Origin of the sequence: Pseudomonas profundi, from assembly GCF_008638305.1 — a bacterium.
Lineage (GTDB): Bacteria > Pseudomonadota > Gammaproteobacteria > Pseudomonadales > Pseudomonadaceae > Halopseudomonas > Halopseudomonas profundi.
Genome location: NZ_VTPZ01000005.1, coordinates 141,784 through 157,287 on the forward strand (window position 1 = coordinate 141,784; position 15,504 = coordinate 157,287).

At 57.0% G+C, this 15,504-nt stretch carries 15 protein-coding genes; 4 read left to right on the forward strand and 11 right to left on the reverse strand.

What is annotated here, in order from left to right; all coding sequences use genetic code 11:
* Nucleotides 1-8: 8 nt before the first annotated feature.
* The 5 genes from FZE95_RS08730 to FZE95_RS08750 form a co-directional block, all read right to left on the reverse strand.
* Complete coding sequence (locus tag FZE95_RS08730; RefSeq protein WP_150300472.1) at nucleotides 9-1,184, reverse strand: thiolase family protein; 1,176 nt, start codon at nucleotides 1,182-1,184, stop codon at nucleotides 9-11.
* A complete protein-coding gene (locus tag FZE95_RS08735; RefSeq protein ID WP_150300473.1) occupies nucleotides 1,181-2,086 on the reverse strand; it encodes a 3-hydroxyacyl-CoA dehydrogenase in 906 nt (301 codons plus the stop codon). The genes FZE95_RS08730 and FZE95_RS08735 overlap by 4 nt, the downstream gene beginning before the upstream one ends.
* Before the next feature lie 13 nt (nucleotides 2,087-2,099).
* On the reverse strand, nucleotides 2,100-2,951 hold the full coding sequence (locus FZE95_RS08740) for a fumarylacetoacetate hydrolase family protein (RefSeq protein WP_150300474.1): 852 nt from the start codon (nucleotides 2,949-2,951) through the stop codon (nucleotides 2,100-2,102).
* Complete coding sequence (locus tag FZE95_RS08745) at nucleotides 2,951-4,057, reverse strand: amidohydrolase family protein (protein WP_150300475.1); 1,107 nt, start codon at nucleotides 4,055-4,057, stop codon at nucleotides 2,951-2,953. The genes FZE95_RS08740 and FZE95_RS08745 overlap by 1 nt, the downstream gene beginning before the upstream one ends.
* 454 nt (nucleotides 4,058-4,511) lie before the next feature.
* Nucleotides 4,512-5,255 (reverse strand): TetR/AcrR family transcriptional regulator, encoded by a 744-nt coding sequence (locus FZE95_RS08750; RefSeq protein WP_150300476.1) that lies wholly within the window; start codon nucleotides 5,253-5,255, stop codon nucleotides 4,512-4,514.
* Between the two features lie 178 nt (nucleotides 5,256-5,433).
* On the opposite strand from FZE95_RS08750, the gene FZE95_RS08755 reads away from it, so the two are divergent.
* Complete coding sequence (locus FZE95_RS08755) at nucleotides 5,434-7,065, forward strand: ATP-dependent acyl-CoA ligase (RefSeq protein WP_150300477.1); 1,632 nt, start codon at nucleotides 5,434-5,436, stop codon at nucleotides 7,063-7,065.
* A gap of 168 nt (nucleotides 7,066-7,233) precedes the next feature.
* Here FZE95_RS08755 and FZE95_RS08760 read toward each other — a convergent pair whose 3' ends face one another.
* Complete coding sequence (locus FZE95_RS08760) at nucleotides 7,234-8,034, reverse strand: SDR family NAD(P)-dependent oxidoreductase (RefSeq protein WP_150300478.1); 801 nt, start codon at nucleotides 8,032-8,034, stop codon at nucleotides 7,234-7,236.
* 96 nt (nucleotides 8,035-8,130) lie between these two features.
* On the opposite strand from FZE95_RS08760, the gene FZE95_RS08765 reads away from it, so the two are divergent.
* A complete protein-coding gene (locus tag FZE95_RS08765; RefSeq protein ID WP_150300479.1) occupies nucleotides 8,131-8,883 on the forward strand; it encodes a DUF2889 domain-containing protein in 753 nt (250 codons plus the stop codon).
* Nucleotides 8,884-9,001: 118 nt separating this feature from the next.
* Here FZE95_RS08765 and FZE95_RS08770 read toward each other — a convergent pair whose 3' ends face one another.
* The 4 genes from FZE95_RS08770 to FZE95_RS08785 all read right to left on the reverse strand — a co-directional run bounded on the left by FZE95_RS08770 (nucleotide 9,002) and on the right by FZE95_RS08785 (nucleotide 12,904).
* On the reverse strand, nucleotides 9,002-9,562 hold the full coding sequence (locus FZE95_RS08770; RefSeq protein ID WP_150300480.1) for an aromatic-ring-hydroxylating dioxygenase subunit beta: 561 nt from the start codon (nucleotides 9,560-9,562) through the stop codon (nucleotides 9,002-9,004).
* 34 nt (nucleotides 9,563-9,596) lie between these two features.
* Complete coding sequence (locus FZE95_RS08775) at nucleotides 9,597-11,003, reverse strand: aromatic ring-hydroxylating dioxygenase subunit alpha (protein ID WP_150300481.1); 1,407 nt, start codon at nucleotides 11,001-11,003, stop codon at nucleotides 9,597-9,599.
* A gap of 172 nt (nucleotides 11,004-11,175) precedes the next feature.
* Nucleotides 11,176-12,174 carry a fumarylacetoacetate hydrolase family protein gene (locus FZE95_RS08780; protein ID WP_150300482.1) on the reverse strand — a complete coding sequence of 333 codons (999 nt, stop codon included), beginning with the start codon at nucleotides 12,172-12,174 and terminating at the stop codon, nucleotides 11,176-11,178.
* A gap of 28 nt (nucleotides 12,175-12,202) precedes the next feature.
* The gene (locus tag FZE95_RS08785) at nucleotides 12,203-12,904 is read right to left on the reverse strand and encodes an SDR family NAD(P)-dependent oxidoreductase (RefSeq protein WP_150300483.1); all 702 of its coding nucleotides are present in this window, start codon (nucleotides 12,902-12,904) and stop codon (nucleotides 12,203-12,205) included.
* Nucleotides 12,905-13,041: 137 nt separating this feature from the next.
* On the opposite strand from FZE95_RS08785, the gene FZE95_RS08790 reads away from it, so the two are divergent.
* Together FZE95_RS08790 and FZE95_RS08795 are read left to right on the forward strand one after the other, a co-directional pair.
* Nucleotides 13,042-13,437, forward strand: coding sequence for a Zn-ribbon domain-containing OB-fold protein (locus tag FZE95_RS08790; RefSeq protein ID WP_150300484.1), 396 nt, complete (start codon nucleotides 13,042-13,044; stop codon nucleotides 13,435-13,437).
* A 2-nt stretch (nucleotides 13,438-13,439) separates the two neighbouring features.
* Nucleotides 13,440-14,630, forward strand: a complete 1,191-nt coding sequence (locus FZE95_RS08795) for a thiolase family protein (RefSeq protein ID WP_150300485.1) — start codon at nucleotides 13,440-13,442, stop codon at nucleotides 14,628-14,630.
* A gap of 3 nt (nucleotides 14,631-14,633) precedes the next feature.
* Here FZE95_RS08795 and FZE95_RS08800 read toward each other — a convergent pair whose 3' ends face one another.
* Nucleotides 14,634-15,425, reverse strand: a complete 792-nt coding sequence (locus FZE95_RS08800; protein ID WP_150300486.1) for an IclR family transcriptional regulator — start codon at nucleotides 15,423-15,425, stop codon at nucleotides 14,634-14,636.
* Nucleotides 15,426-15,504: the final 79 nt, after the last annotated feature.

A 15,504-nucleotide genomic window follows, 5' to 3' on the forward strand; every position in this document is an offset into this window, starting at 1 on the left:
CTGTCAGCTTAAGGAAGACGCTCGATCAGCGTCGCGGTGCCCATGCCACCCGCGCAGCAGATGGCTTGCAGGGCATAGCGACCGTTCCTACGTTCGAGCTCGTTGAGCATAGACGTCATGATTCGCGCACCACTGGCACCCAGCGGATGCCCCAGCGCCACGGCGCCGCCGTTCACGTTCAAGCGCTCCGCCGGAGCGCCGGTCTCCTTGAGCCAGGCAATCGGCACCGAAGCAAACGCCTCGTTGATTTCAAACAGATCGATGTCCGCAAGCTGCAAGCCCGACTTGGCGAGAATCTTGTAGGTAGCTGAGATAGGACCTGTCAGCATCAGGGTCGGATCAGCGCCCACCGTTGTGATCGACTTGATCCGCGCCCGTGCCTTCAACCCCAGCCGTGAGGCTGTTTCAGCCGACATCAACATCAGCGCAGCGGCGCCATCGGAAATCTGCGACGAGTTCCCAGCCGTTACCCGCCCGTTTTCCGGACGAAAGCTGGTTTTCAGCGTAGCCAGCTTTTCCAGGGACGTATCGCGACGAATGGTTTCGTCGGCGGCGAACAGGCCAGTGAATCCTTCGTAACCCGTTTCGCAGTAATCGCCCACCGGCACCGGCACGATCTCCCGATCGAAATGCCCTGCATCGACGGCAGCCGCAGCATGGCGATGGCTTTCCAGGGCAAAGGTGTCCAGTTCTTCGCGGCTGATCTGCCACTTTTCAGCGACGCGCTCTGCCGCTTCGCCCTGCGAAGTCAGCTCGTACTGCTCGGTAGCTTTCCAGCCAAAGGCTTCGCCGTGAAGGTCCCGATTGCTGCCCATGGGCACCCGACTCATGTTTTCCGCGCCGCCTGCCACCACGATATCCGCTGCACCGGCAGCAATAGCGCCCATGGCCGCGTGCACCGCTGCCTCGCCAGAACCACATTTGCGATCCAGCGTCAGGCCAGGCACTGAAGCCGGCCAGCCCGCACCCAGCAGAGCGGTACGTGCTATATTGGCCGACTGCTCACCGATCTGCGTCACGCAACCGAAGATCACGTCATCAATCTGCTCGGCGGACAGACCCGTACGCTGAAGCAATTCATTGATGACCAGCGATCCAAGGTGATCTGCCCGTACCCCGGCCAGGCTGCCGCGAAAGCGGCCAACCGGGGTTCGTACTGCTTCCACAATGACGATGTCATTCATAATGCGCTTGCCTTGAGCCCGGAAGCCGGAACCCGATTGCCGTCTTCATATTTGTATACGCCGTGGCCGGTCTTGCGACCGAGGCGCCCTGCTCCAACCATCTTGATGATCAGCGGACAGGGACGGAACTTTTCGCCGAGGGTTTCGTGCAGATAGCGCAGCACGGAAAGACGGGTGTCCCAGCCGGTAAGATCGCCGAGTTCCAGCGGACCCATCGGATGGTTGAAACCCATGCGTAGCGCCGTATCGATATCCTCAGCGGTAGCTGTGCCTTCCTGAAGCATATACATCGCCTCGTTGCCCAGCAGCGCGGACATCCGGCTGGTGGTCAGGCCGGGCGATTCGTTGACTGTGATCGAGGTTTTGCCGATGGCATCGCAAAGATCCTTGGTTCTGGCGACTGTTTCATCGCTGGTAGCCAGGCCGCGAACCAGTTCGACCAGTTTCATCTTGTGCACAGGGTTGAAGAAATGCATGCCAATGAAACGCTCAGGTGCCGGAATCGAGGCAGCGATCTCGGTCACACTCAGCGCCGAGGTGTTGCTGGTAATGATCGCGTTATCAGCCATTACCGCCGCCGCCTGGGTAACTACCGCCTTCTTCACCGCCAACTGCTCGGAAACGGTTTCGACCAGCACCTGGGCGCCGGTAGCGGCTTCGGTCAGATTCTCGTTGGTCGACAGTCTGGCGAACGCGGCCTGCGCGGCCTCTTCGGTGACCTTGCCCAGGCGTACGCCATCGCCCAGTATTTTCTCGATGCCACTATAGGCTCGCTTGAGTGACTCGGCGTTGGTATCAACCAGAACGGTCTCGAAGCCCGAGCTCGCGAAAGCGTGAGCGATGCCAGTGCCCATTAGGCCGGCACCGACAACCACAACCTTGTTACTTTTATCAGCACTCATTCGAAGAGCCTCTTTAAACGTTTTTTTCACTGACCACGTTGCGCAGGGTGCCAATGCCTTCAACCGAGGCTTCAACAACGTCCCCCGCATTCAGGAAGCGGCCTGTCCCCAATCCGACACCTGCGGGCGACCCGGTAAACAGGATATCTCCGCAGGCAAAGCTCGACCGCGCCTGGACAAAAGCGATCAACTGCCCCACATCCCAGGTCATATCCGCAGTAGTACCGTCCTGACGAACCTCACCATTGACTGCCAGCGTCAGACGCAGCTTGGGTGAACCCTGGGGAAATTCGTCCTTGGTGACGATCCAGGGCCCGACGCCCGTGGTGCGGTCCTGGCTCTTGGCGGCAAACAGATCCATACCGATACCCTTGGGACCGCTGCGCTGAAGATCGCGCGCGCTGACATCATTGCCCACGGTATAACCGAGCACGCATGCGAGCGGATTCTGGAGATCGATCTCACTGCTGCCAATCACCGCGACCAACTCAACTTCGTGGTCCAGTTCCCCGGTAAGCGGAGGAAAACGGATCGGGTCGTGGGCGCCGATCAAGGCGCCGTAAGCCTTGAGAAAAGCCACCGGCTGGGCAGGCGCCTCAAGGCCGAAGTCATCCTTCAGGTGTTTCAGGTAATTGGCACCCGCCACCACGACCCGGTTGACCGGATCGATTGGCGGCAAGAACACAACATCGGCCATTGCCACCGGCGCGGAAGCCAGCGACAGCGCGCTGATTCCGGCACCGGCGGCGACCCGTGGAGCCCACTCCTGAAAGTCACCGTGGATTGGGTTGACTTCATTGTGCTCCAGATCCACAACCGCCCAGAAAGGCTTACCGCCCTTGAGAGAACAGCGCGCCAGTTTCATCAGGCACCTACCTTACCGGCAGTCTTGGCAGGGTCACCCACCTTGCCTACCTTGGCAGGATCCAGGTGCAGCAACTCGCAGGCATTCTTCCAGCGAATCCGGTCCATATCTTCCTGGGACAGCTTCAGGTCGGAGGTCAGATCGTGGCGCACCGCGTCACTGCCGCCGAAGTTCGAGCCATACAGGACGCGATCAGCACCTATCACCTCAACCATCGCCTGACGCATGGGTACTTCATGCAGCTCAACGTCAAAATAGAAGTTGCGCAGATATTCCAGGAAAGGCTTCTTGTTGTAGGACACATCAAGGTTCGGGTTGGTCTGAGCCATACGACCAAGCTGGTAAGGCACGTAACCGCCGCCATGGGTGATGTAGACCTTCAGGTTCGGGAAGCGATCAAACACACCACCGTTGATCATGTACCAGAAACACTTGGTTTCATCGTAGTTCATGCCGACGATTGCGGTGGTTTCGTAGCGGTCAGTGTTGGCCTCTTTGCCCCAGGTCACTGACTGGTTGTAACCATGCACGAACATGGGCACATCCAGGTCGCACAGCGCTTCCCAGACTGGATCCATTTCCGGCGAATCGAATTCCAGACCGCCAAAGTTCGAGCCACCTGCTACCAGCCCCTTTGCTCCCAGTTCGGTTACCGCGCGGCGAATTTCTTTGGCTGCCTCGACAGGTACGTTCAACGGCGCATGGGCCCAGAACATCAGACGATCCGGTGCGCCGGAACAATATTTGGCCAGCGAATCGTTTACCGTGCGGGCAAAGGGAACGCCGAACTCAGCTTCGGCCCAATACATGTAGCAGTGGCTTGGCACGGAAATGACCTGGGCATTCTGACCAGCCGCATCCATCCCGGCGAGGCGATGCTTGGGGTCGGCCCATTTCGCCATGTATTCAGCAACCTGAAGCGTTTCGCCACGGGCGTGGGCTTCACGCAAAGCGACCTTGCGCTCTGGCGCCCCCAGAGACAGGATCCATTCACCAACGCGCAGTTTTATGTCGCCATCGGGCTGTGATTCAAAGGCCGGACCCCAATGAGGATGCTGGTCATAGTATTCCGGATGTGGCGCATGTGCATGAAGATCGATAAGCATGATGTAGACCTCGGTTTTGTTCTATTTGGTAGAAAAGCCAGGCACTTGTGGCCGAAGCGAGCGGCGCCCTATGCAGAAGCATAATACAAAATGATCATATATCGCAAAACTGTTCAATTTCTTTATGTCTTTCGCGCTGCCTTTGGCCCGCATTTCGCCACCTCGGTATCCCGGATAACAGCTCGCATAAACATTCATCTTGTTGAAAAATAAAGGATATATAGAGCGTAAAACGCTCTGATGCTTACCGGGTAAGGTTCCAGCGATAACCTATAATTAAGACAAACTTGGGAATAACGACTAAATAATAGCCACAGAAAAGGAATAAGACGCGGCGCTGGCCGCGACTATCAGCCGAGAAGGAGGGGGATCAGAAGAACGGCCAGACAGCTTATTGGAGGATGGCTGACAAGAGAAACACAGGCAAGGGAGGCAGGCGCCTCCCCAGATGATGTCAGCGCCGTGTCCGCGACGTAGAACCCATGGTAAGGGAAGCGACCAGGCGCCTCACACGTGCGGGAAGCAGACGTCTACCGGAATTTTCCGGCACCAGGATTTCACTTAGAACATAACGAATGATCATTTCGCAGATCAGCTCCCGGTCCAGCTTGACTCCGAGCTTTTCATCCCAGTCGTCAAAGACGATGTCCAGGGTATCCTGGAAACGCAATATCGAATCGTGGAATATTCGCCTAAAAAACCCAAGGGCATACTCAGGCGCCACTAGCAGCAACCGCTGAGCCCGACTTTGCTCAAGGTAATTATCTATAAAGGTGATCAACGCATTGAGCCGTGCTTCGGGGTCTTCAACCGTACCAATGGTGTTCATCAGTACCTGATGAAAGTGATCGCGCTTGTGCCGCGAAAAGGTATCCAGCAAATCTTCCTGGGAGGAAAAATAGCGGTAGAAGGTACCCCGCGACACACCTGCCGATTTACAAACATCAAGAATGGATATCCTGTCCGCCCCTGACTGTAGAACCACCTCTTCAGTGGATTGCAGAATGCTATTGATGGTTTCTTCTGATCGCTTGTTCGGTTTGACCGCTCGGGCTTTGCCTGAACCGGAAGCCAGCCGAGGCGTAGTCTTTTTTGCCTTTGAGCGCTCCTGGATTTTACTGCGACCCGCCTTAAGTGCCGCGCCTTCCCGAACTACGTCAGCAGATACCACTGTGTCGTCAAGCTCTTCATCAAGCATACTCAACCCCGGTCAGTTTCCTTGTAAATGCCATCCTAGCAGGTTAAATAGTCACATTCAGCATTTTCTGTTCAACTCTTGCTAGAGACAAGAGAAAAAATAAGATATAGAATGCCATTCTCTATCAAAAATAAAGCTGTCCGGCTCCCGTCTGGAGCCGCATTGGAAGGAGATGCGTATGAGCGGTACTGGCAATCCCGAAACCTGGTTCGTGGGAGAACAAGACACGGCTATCGCAGCTTTGGACCGCGCAGTTGCAAGCCATCCAGACCGAGTAATGCTCGATTTCAGTGGAGAATTATACACTTTCCAAGAAGTTGACTTACTTTCCACCAAGCTGGCCCACTCCCTAGCTTCCCTGGGTGTAACCCGCGGCGCTACAGTCGTTACCATGTTGGACAACAACATTGATGCCGTCGTGTGCTGGCTCGCGATCAACAAGCTCCGCGCCGTGAGCGTACCCATCAATACCGCGCTACGCGGCGAGTTCCTCCGACACCAGATTGCAGATGCCGACACCCAGTTACTCATATGTGAAGCCGGCTACATGGAGCGCGTTGCAGCCATCAGCGGCCAGCTCTCGGTATTGAAGCGCATCCTGCATCGCGGATCGCTGGAAACGCCAGTCGATTGCACTGTGCCTGTTGCGCCGCTGGATGAACATCGCGGTACGGACACCACCGCGATTGAGGACAAGCCTGCCCCTTCCGATCTCGCCTGTCTGATCTACACCTCAGGCACCACCGGCCCTTCCAAGGGCTGCATGGTCAGCTACAACTTCATGTGTAACCTGGCGCGCCTGCAATTGCGCTCAGGACCTGCCAATGAAAATGATGTGACCATCACTCCCCTGCCCCTGTTCCATATGAATGCCCTCTGCGTGACCATTATCGCCAGCATTCTGGTGGGCGCCCGTGCGGCGATACTGCCGCGCTTCTCGGTTTCCAATTTCTGGCCTGAAGTGGAACGCAGTGGCGCAACCATCGCGTCCATCCTCGGCGGCATGGGCGGTCTGCTCGCCCAGGCCCCCGACAACGAATCCATGAAGCGCTGCTTCGGGCAGATCCATACCGCCCGGGGCAACCCTTACACCGAGGAAACCAAGGAGATCTGGCGCACTCGGTTCGGCACGCCTCTGGTGGGCGGCAATGGTTACGGGCTAACCGAAGCCTGCGTGATCACTTCATTGGCTGCAGGCGAATACGCCAAACCTGGTTCGTCGGGAAAACGTATTCCCGATTTCGATGTGCGCATCATGGATGACAATGATCAGGAACTGCCCACCAACGTAGCCGGCGAAATCGTAGTGCGTCCTTTGCGACCCGACATCATGTTTCAGGGATACTGGCGCCGGCCGGAAGCCACCCTCAAACTGATGAACAACATGTGGTTTCACACCGGTGATATCGGTAAATTCGACGAGGACGGTTTCTTCTTCTTTGTGGATCGCAAGAAAGACTATCTGCGCCGTCGTGGCGAGAACATTTCAAGCTTCGAGATGGAATCGGCCTTTGCCGTCCACCCGGCGATATCCGAAGTAGCGGTTCATGCGGTGCTCTCGGACAAGGGCGAAGATGACGTCAAAGTCACCGCTATCCTGCACGAGGGCGCGTCACTGACTGAAGAAGAACTGTTCTACTGGGCGACCGATGCCGTCCCCTACTACGCGCTGCCTCGCTATATCGAGTTCCGCGATACGCTTCCCAAAAACCCCCAGGGACGCGTGCTCAAATATGAGCTAAGGGATGAAGGCAAGACGGCCAACACCTGGGATCTGGAAGACACCGATATCAACGTCAAGAAGCGCTGAGCAGGCCTCCGCCGATCAACCACCGCGTGCTTGCGTGTGTTGATCGCGCCTGAGGATACGGTGTTGGCTGACAGTCAGTCCCATGCCCCAGACCCTTACAGCAAAAAGCCCACCAGCAAATACTGGCGGGCCTGTCAGCCTCGGCTGATTTTCTGTGTTGGAGCGCCTTTAGTATTCCTTGACCGGAATATCGGCAGGCCTGGAGTTGTAGCCAGGCAAATGCAGTCCGCCGTCCACGTGGATCGTTTCGCCGGTGACAAAGCGAGACATTTCCGAGCCAAGGAAGGCTACAACCGGACCGATATCCGCTTCAGGCTCGCCGCAGCGACCCAGCGGGCGCATCGAGGCGGAGCGTTCGGCGAAACCGGGATTTTCTGCTGCAAGCTTGTGAAAGGTTGCGCCCATCGCGGTGGGGGCAATGGCATTTACCCTGATATTGAAGCGGCCCCACTCGGCCGCAGCACTGCGAGTAAGCCCAAGAATAGCGGACTTGGCGGTGTTGTAATCGGCATGCAGCCAGGCACCGATCTCGGTATCGATCGAATAGAAATTGATCACTGAGCCGCCACCGCGTTTACGCATGTGTGGCAGCGCAGCACGCATCGCCCACCAGGCTGCCCAGACAGTGGTATCGAGGGTCTGCTGCAGCATCTCATCCGTCTTGTCTTCCATCAGGACGTTAGGCGTCGGGGCGAAGGCATTGTTGACCAGAATATCGAGCCCACCGAACTCATCCACTGCGGCCTGAACAGCGGCAGCGATATTTTCCTTGCTCGACACATCCGTCTTGAAGAAGATGGCCTGACCGCCCTGCGCACGTATGTCGGCAGCAACGGCTTCGCCCATTGTTTCATTCAGCTCCGCTACCACCACAGCAGCGGCCTGTTTGGCAAAATAACGGGCCACGCCTTCACCAATACCGCCACCGGCGCCCGTTATCAGCGCGACCTTATTTTCAAGTAGCCTCATATCCGCAGCCTTCTTAATAGACACTTTTTTTGTTAATGTTCATATTGTAGGCGCTTTTCCGGCTTAAATCCATCCTGCTTGCTTAAGGCTATCCATATGCTTTTCCGACGACGAGTAGAGATTCATACTCAGAAAGACGGTGAAATTCGCGCAGCGCTGGAGGATGACTTTCATCATTTCAGGGTCAGCATCCGCCATCAGCAAGGAGTCGTTACGGCTATTCACGGCTACGCCGTGCGATTTCCCTATACGGCCTGCCCCGGCGCAGCCAAGCCCCTGGAAGACCTGATCGGCATGCAGTTGTCAGAGATTGCCCACAGTGTAACCAGAGCCACGGATGGCAGGCATCAATGCACGCACATGCTTGACCTTGCAGGCCTGGCCATTGCCGCCGCGGCCAGGCAGGATGAACACCGTGTCTACGATGTAGAAATACCGACACGAGTTGACGGACGCACATCCCCAGTTCTTTTCCGCGATGGACAGCCGTGTCTGCGATGGCAGATCAAGGGCACCCTCATAGAACAGCCGGCACTCTATAGCGGGGTTGATTTGAACCAGGGCATGGCGGGCTGGGCAATCAAGACTCTGGATCCAGAGGAAGCGGAGGCCGCCCTGCTGTTACGGCGGTGCGCGACGATTTCCCGTGGACGCGAATATGACCTGGACGTGATGGAACATGCGAGGGAAACCAGCCTGTGCTATGCCCAGCAGCCGGTTCGAGCCGCGCAAGCGCTGCGCATGAAGGGCTCGACGCTGGATTTTACTGGTCGTCCCGGGGCGCTGTGCGCTAGCGATCAGGACTGGTTTGCAGGCAAGGAGCCGAATCTTTCAGTTCAGCAGCTTTAAGCCGGGCAATCAGAAACATTAGCGTCCAGACTCAACCGCCAGACAGAACAAAGCCCGCCTCTTTCAAGGCGGGCTTCATCCTCCGCATGGCTGGGTGTGACCGCACCCAACCAAACTCTTACAGGAACACGGCCAGGTTGGCGGTTCCCAAAACGGACTGATCCAGCAGGGCTTCCCGCTTGGCCAGTTTGAAGGTGCCATCCGCCTCCCGGCGAATCACGTCCCTGCGCTCACAACTGATCACATCGACATGCGACTCGCTGAAGCGGCTGCGAGTCATCAGCAGATAGCTGACCACCTCGAACTCATCGCTCTTGGCCGCTTCCCGAACCAATACGTTGGTTATCAGCCGACGAGTACGCGACGGCGGATCTTCGGCCCAGGCGCTCTTGCCCGACAGGCGCAGAATCCGACCCATTACCGAGCGGTAATCGTCATGGAAATGCATGACGCTACGCACGAAGCTTTTCGCGTGGTCAACGCCCAGCCGGGTGTGGCGCAACGGTGCGGTGTAGACCAGATCCGTCGCCAGCAGCTCGCCCCACTCGCTCAGGCGAAGCTGATCGAGCAGCGCCGCTTCTTCATATAGAAAGGTGAGGATGGCGTTGTACTCAGCCGATCCGACCGGGACAGCCTGACCCTGCGGGGCTTCGGCGCTTTTTTCTTGAACCTGCTGCATGAGAAACTCCTGTTCTTATAATCTGGAGAATGGTTTATTCAGCGCTCATCAGCTCGTTCCAGTAGAGCCACCAGTGCCACTGAGTATCGTCCTTGGTGAACCCTTCATTGACGATGCCAGGTCCGGGCCAGCCTGCAGGCTTGCCAGTTTCATACATAGCTTGATACTTCAGGGTCATGTGCTTGCCCATGGCGCCCTTGGCTGACAGCGTCATGTGCGGCCAGGTATCCGAATCGTCCTGCTCGACCATGCCTGAGGTACCGAACAGCTGAATGGTCTGCTTGAGCATCTTCTCGCGCAGCTCTTCCGGAGCGTCCTTTTCGGCGAAGATCCAGTTGCAGAATTCAAGTTTGTTTGGTCCGCGCGGAATGTAGGTGTGCAACGTCATCGAGCCGACAACCGAACCATCCGGCTGCGGGATATAGACGAAACCAAACAGAATGTTGGGGAACATGCCGCCCACTTGCGGAGGCATAGTAGTAAGAACCTTGAGCTGATCCTCTGACAGGTTGCGTGCCAACTGCTCGACCATGTCCTTGGTCATGCCGGCTGGCGGCAGCGCATTGAGCTTTTCCTGAACGCTCAGGTCGTCAGGCTCCAGACCGGTCAGGCGGCGGATCTTGCGCGCTAGGTCAATACAGCGCAACGCGTGGCCGTGGGGAGAACTCACCTCGACGCCGTACATCTCGGGGGTCAGATCCGGCTCATCGCTCTCCTCCGCAGCGGCGTCGCCCTTCTTGGCGTAGTTACCTACCTCACCAAGCCAGCGGTGCAATGTAAGCGTATGGAAACCGTCGGCAGCTGACTGCTCACCGGCAGTCTTCCAGTTGGCGTTGACCATGAAACGCTGCGGTGGCCCAAGCACTTCCATGCCCTTGTCGCTGCGCAGGAAGAGAATATCGTAGTACCACTTGGCATCGCCGAGAAACTCGTCGAACGAAGGACCGTCGATATTCCAGGTCGCGAAGATCAACCCGCCATAGAGGACCGAGCGGGCTTTTTTCAGGCCAAGCTCGGATTCTGGAAGAATGTTGCCATGCATGCACTCGCGCTTCACCGGGGAGCCGATGAAGTCGCCGTTCGGACGGAAAGCCCAGCCGTGGTAGATGCATTTGTGGATCTGGGCATTACCACAGTCGGTCAGCGCCACGCGCATGCCGCGGTGGGGGCAGACGTTCAGCGTGACATGAATTTCATTCTGCTTGTCGCGCGCGACGATGACGGAGTCGCCGCCTATATCACGAACCATGAAATCGTTCGCATTGGGAATTTCTGACTCGTGACCCAGCAACACCCAGGTCTTGCCAAAAATCTTTTCCATTTCCATCTGATAGATTTCCGGGTCCGACAGCACGCGCATCTGCACTTCACGGGTCTCAGGGTAAATCAGGTCGGAAATCTTGGTGCCATCAGAAAGCACCTGGCTGGTTTTAGTAAGCATGTTCGCCTCCAGTTTATTAGGGGTCTTATCAGGCCGCGCTAAACATCAATTTATTGAATCCTTGGTAAGTTCCGGCTCATTGGCAAGCAAATCACATTACAATAAATTTGTGAACAGATTTTATTGATCTGTATCAATTTGATCTTGATCCTGGCCAGAGCACTGCTGTTCTTTAGAACGGATTACCCTTCTCACCTACCTGAGTCCGCAACAGGCCGATTCCGTCTATTTCGAGCTCAACCACATCACCAGGCTTCAAATAACGCAACTGCTCCAGACCGCAGCCGTTCCCCACTGTGCCTGATCCCAGAAACTCCCCGCTGTGCAGCGTCTCGGACTGGGAAACATGCGCTATCACATCTTCGAACTGCCAGCGCATGTCGCGGGTGTTGCCGCGACCCCACTCCTCCCCGTTTACCCGGGCGACCATATTCAGATCATAGGGATCTTCGAGCTCATCAGCAGTGACCAGACAGGGACCCATGATGTTAGCGGTATCGAAATCCTTGCCCTTGGCCGGGCCGAGCATGCCGCTCATCTCTTTGGCCTGGGCATCACGCGCGCTGATGTCGTTGAAAATCGTGTAGCCGAAGATATGTTGTCTGGCGTTCTCACGCGTGATGTCTTTGCCGCGCTTGCCGATATAGCAGCCAAATTCAAGCTCGAAATCCAGCGCCTTGCTATAGGCAGGCCACTCGAACTGATCGTCCACACCTACCACCGCAAAGCGGTTGCACTTGTAGTAGATCGGCTGGCGGTTGAACGTGTCGATGACACGGTCATCGGCGCTGGTGTTCATGGCCTTGAGGGTTGCCTCGGGATCTGGCGTGCGCATGGCACGAAGGCGACGAGCAGCGGCAAAACTCTGGCGCAGATGCAGCTCAAAACAGGAAAAATCGCGCATCTGCGGCGGCGGCTGGATAGGCGCCCGAAGTCGCACTGAAGCCCGCGCCTGCACGGCGGCAGAAGGCGCCTTGGCAACCAGGTTCCGGGCGAGCTGCATACCGTCTTCACCAGCCTCGGCAAGCGCCAGAACGCTGGCCAGCGGGGCGGCTCGTCCACCGTTAAGTTCGGTGTAAGCCTGTTGCAAGTCGAGCACGGACTGATCCTGTTCGATCAACGCACCGGCCAGCTCCAAACCTTCGCTATTTACAAAAGTGACCAACCTCATGGCAGCAATCTCCAGCTCATTAAGCCTTTCATACTCGCCCACTCACCGGCAGGCAGGCACCAGTAATGACCTGCCCTTCAGCCGACAGTAAAAAGGCGATAACAGCAGATAGCGCTTCAGGTGTCACCCAGGCAGCAAAATCCTGATCAGGCATGTCAGCCCGATTAGTCGGGGTATCGATGATGCTTGGCATCACCGCGTTGACCGTTACATCGCGCTGTTTCAGTTCTTCGGCGAGCGACTCGGTAAAGCGCGCTACACCCGCCTTGGAGGCAGCATAGGCAGACACACCCAGCCCGGCTTTGTTGGCAGCCAACGCGCTGACATTGACCACTCGACCATTGCCCGCGCTCAGGATATGCGGCAGCGCTGCCTTGGTACTGACGATGGCGGTACGCACGTTCATCTGATACAGGCGGTCCCAGGTGTCCAGGGAGCCTGATTCAAAGGTTTCCCAGGCGAAGCCGCCGGCGACATTGACGACCGCATCTATATGGCCAAAGGTATCGACCACCCGGCTCATCGCTTGTTCTGCAGAGGCCGTTTCGGTCAGATTGACCTTGCCCAAGGGAAGAAAATCGGCGGTAGCAGCCAGCGAGGCAGGCACCTCGTTCAGATCCAGGGCCGCTACTCGGGCGCCCCGCTCAAGCAATAATCTGGTCAGCGCGCTACCGAGCACACCAAAGCCGCCTGTCACGATCACAGTGCGGCCTTGCAGGGAAAGAGTCATCGGAGGTCCTCCGCAAGTTAGTCTTATTAGAATGAGCCTAGTGGGAGGCCCAGCAGAACTAAATTAGAACACTTTTTTAATATATGTACAAATGCTAACCTTGGGGCTACCCAGGTTGTTGAGACAGGATTTATCCGATGCCGAGAAAGCTGCCAGCCCTCACCGGTGACAATAGCGCCTTTTGGCAAGGCGGTGAAAACAACGAACTGCTGATCCACCGCTGTAGCGCCTGCACTCGTTACTTTCACCCACCCAGTCCCGTTTGCCCCGCCTGCAACAGCTTTGAAGTGGGCCCGCAGGCGGTATCAGGCAAGGGCCAGGTGGCCAGCTTCACGATCAACCACCAGCCCTGGACACCCGAACTGCAGGAACCCTTCGTCATTGCCATTGTGGAGCTGGCGGAGCAGACCGATCTTCGCTTTGTCAGCAATATCGAAGGCATTCCGGTGACAGACGTCCATATAGGGATGCCCGTCAGAGTGCACTTTCAGCAGGAAGACGATGTGTGGCTTCCACTATTTGTTAAGGATTGAGCATGTTTGACCGTCTGTATGAAAAAGATGTCGCCATCACCGGTATTGGCCAATCCGAGGTTGGCCGCCCTTCGCAGCTGTCAGCCATGCGCCTGACCGCTGATGCCTGCCTTGAAGCCATTGCGGATGCGGGGCTGACCCGGGACGACATCGATGGCGTAGCCTGCTGGCCAGGCGATAACAACAACGGGGACAGTTTTTCCCCCGTCGGGCCCAATGCGCTAAAGAACGCGCTTGGCTTGAACGTGAACTGGTTTGGCGGGGGCTATGAGGGTCCCGGTCCCCTGGCCGGAATCATCAACGGCGTAATGGCCATAGCCAGCGGCATGTGCCGCAATGTGCTGGTGTTTCGTACCATCACCGAATCCTCCACCCGGCAGCACAACAAGCAAGCCTCAGCTCTGACCAACAAAACCCAGGGACGCGACAGCAGCTTTGCCTGGCAATGGTATACCCCCTTCAATGTGCTCTCGGCCGTAAACCTGATGGCCATGTATGCTCAGCGGCATTTCCATGACTATGGCACGACCTCGGAACAGCTGGCGCAAATCGCACTCACCTGCCGGCGCAATGCCCAGCTTAACCCCAAGGCTGTTTATCGAACGCCGATGAGCATGGACGACTATATGCAGTCGCGAATGATTTCTACGCCGCTACGCATGTTCGACTGCGATGTGCATTGTGACGCGTCCACAGCGATCGTCCTGTCGCGGCGTGATGTCGCCAAGGACGGACGCAACCCCCCCATCCGGATCGAAGCCATGGGTGCAGCGCTAAACCAACCCTGGTCATGGGATCAGATTTCGCTTACTCAGGGCGCAGCGTTCGATGTCGGCCGCATGATGTGGGCGCGCACCGATCTGAAGCCCAAGGACGTGGGTTCCGCCCAGCTCTACGACGGCTTTTCCATACTGACCATGATCTGGCTGGAAGCTCTTGGCCTCTGCCCGACAGGGGAAAGCGGGCGTTTTGTCGAAGGTGGGCAGCGTATCGCGCTGGATGGCGAACTGCCTCTGAATACCAATGGCGGTCAACTGTCGGGCGGGCGAACCCACGGTCTGGGCTACGTGCATGAGGCCTGTTTGCAGCTGTGGGGGCGCGCCGACAAACGTCAGGTTGCCGACCACAACGTAGCGGTTACCGCCGCCGGGGGCGGCCCACTTGGCGGCAGTCTGTTGCTGGTGCGCGACTGACAGTCAGAACAGCACGCTTCTCAACTCATCGCCCAGATTGCGAAGCGACTGACCCAGCTCTGCTATCCCTGCCTCATCACGTTGGCCGCGGAACATGACGGCGGAAACCGTGAAGTCGATGGTATCGGATGGAGAATAAACCGGTGCAGCCACGGCCAGAATACCTATCGAGAAATTGCCGTCGTCGATAGACCAGCCCAGCCTGGCAGCTTCCGTTACCTGATCACGATATTCATCGTAGGATAGCGCGCCGCCCCAGCGAATCTTGTCAAAAATGGCCTTGGACTGCGGCTGATCGAGGTCGAGCTGGGAAGCAAACAAGCGCCCGCTGGCGCCCATCAGGATCGGCAACCGCTGGCCCTCGCTCATATCGATCCGCACGTCGGTAGGACAGGCTGCGGAGCTGACGATGACGATCCGGTCGTTGCCCATGCGCCGCCACAAGGTAACCGTCACCTTCGAGCGAGCAGCGAAGCTTTCCAGCAGCGGCTTGGTCAACTGGACCTTCTGCCCCTGGGTCACGAATTGCTCAACCAGACGGGCCAGGCCCAACCCGGCGGAATAACGCTTTGACATGGGACTGAAATCGACCATATCTTCTGCGACCAGGGTTCTGAGAATGTTGAAACAGGTGCTGGGATTTATATCCAGCTTCCTGGCGATATCCACGGAGCGCTCTGGCGCAGCAGCCTGGCTGAGAAAACGGAGAATGCGAACAGCATTGACTACCGGCTTGACGGTCACCAAGGAAGACTTGGCAGCGTTTTTGTCATTGATATTGACTTCAGCGTCCATTTTTACAGTTCCCCTTCGGCGCAGGGATCATGGGATCCCAAATTGTCGCCCTTGATAATGGCCTGCAAATCATTCTATA

Excerpts from the sequence above, each read along its gene's own strand:
- FZE95_RS08730 (WP_150300472.1), bottom strand. The coding sequence starts at position 1,184 with ATGAATGACATCGTCATTGTGGAAGCAGTACGAACCCCGGTTGGCCGC.
- FZE95_RS08780 (WP_150300482.1), bottom strand. The coding sequence starts at position 12,174 with ATGAGGTTGGTCACTTTTGTAAATAGCGAAGGTTTGGAGCTGGCCGGT.
- FZE95_RS08765 (WP_150300479.1), top strand. The coding sequence starts at position 8,131 with ATGCTTTTCCGACGACGAGTAGAGATTCATACTCAGAAAGACGGTGAA.
- FZE95_RS08735 (WP_150300473.1), bottom strand. The coding sequence starts at position 2,086 with ATGAGTGCTGATAAAAGTAACAAGGTTGTGGTTGTCGGTGCCGGCCTA.
- FZE95_RS08785 (WP_150300483.1), bottom strand. The coding sequence starts at position 12,904 with ATGACTCTTTCCCTGCAAGGCCGCACTGTGATCGTGACAGGCGGCTTT.
- FZE95_RS08760 (WP_150300478.1), bottom strand. The coding sequence starts at position 8,034 with ATGAGGCTACTTGAAAATAAGGTCGCGCTGATAACGGGCGCCGGTGGC.
- FZE95_RS08795 (WP_150300485.1), top strand. The coding sequence starts at position 13,440 with ATGTTTGACCGTCTGTATGAAAAAGATGTCGCCATCACCGGTATTGGC.
- FZE95_RS08740 (WP_150300474.1), bottom strand. The coding sequence starts at position 2,951 with ATGAAACTGGCGCGCTGTTCTCTCAAGGGCGGTAAGCCTTTCTGGGCG.
- FZE95_RS08755 (WP_150300477.1), top strand. The coding sequence starts at position 5,434 with ATGAGCGGTACTGGCAATCCCGAAACCTGGTTCGTGGGAGAACAAGAC.
- FZE95_RS08745 (WP_150300475.1), bottom strand. The coding sequence starts at position 4,057 with ATGCTTATCGATCTTCATGCACATGCGCCACATCCGGAATACTATGAC.
- FZE95_RS08750 (WP_150300476.1), bottom strand. The coding sequence starts at position 5,255 with ATGCTTGATGAAGAGCTTGACGACACAGTGGTATCTGCTGACGTAGTT.
- FZE95_RS08775 (WP_150300481.1), bottom strand. The coding sequence starts at position 11,003 with ATGCTTACTAAAACCAGCCAGGTGCTTTCTGATGGCACCAAGATTTCC.
- FZE95_RS08790 (WP_150300484.1), top strand. The coding sequence starts at position 13,042 with ATGCCGAGAAAGCTGCCAGCCCTCACCGGTGACAATAGCGCCTTTTGG.
- FZE95_RS08770 (WP_150300480.1), bottom strand. The coding sequence starts at position 9,562 with ATGCAGCAGGTTCAAGAAAAAAGCGCCGAAGCCCCGCAGGGTCAGGCT.
- FZE95_RS08800 (WP_150300486.1), bottom strand. The coding sequence starts at position 15,425 with ATGGACGCTGAAGTCAATATCAATGACAAAAACGCTGCCAAGTCTTCC.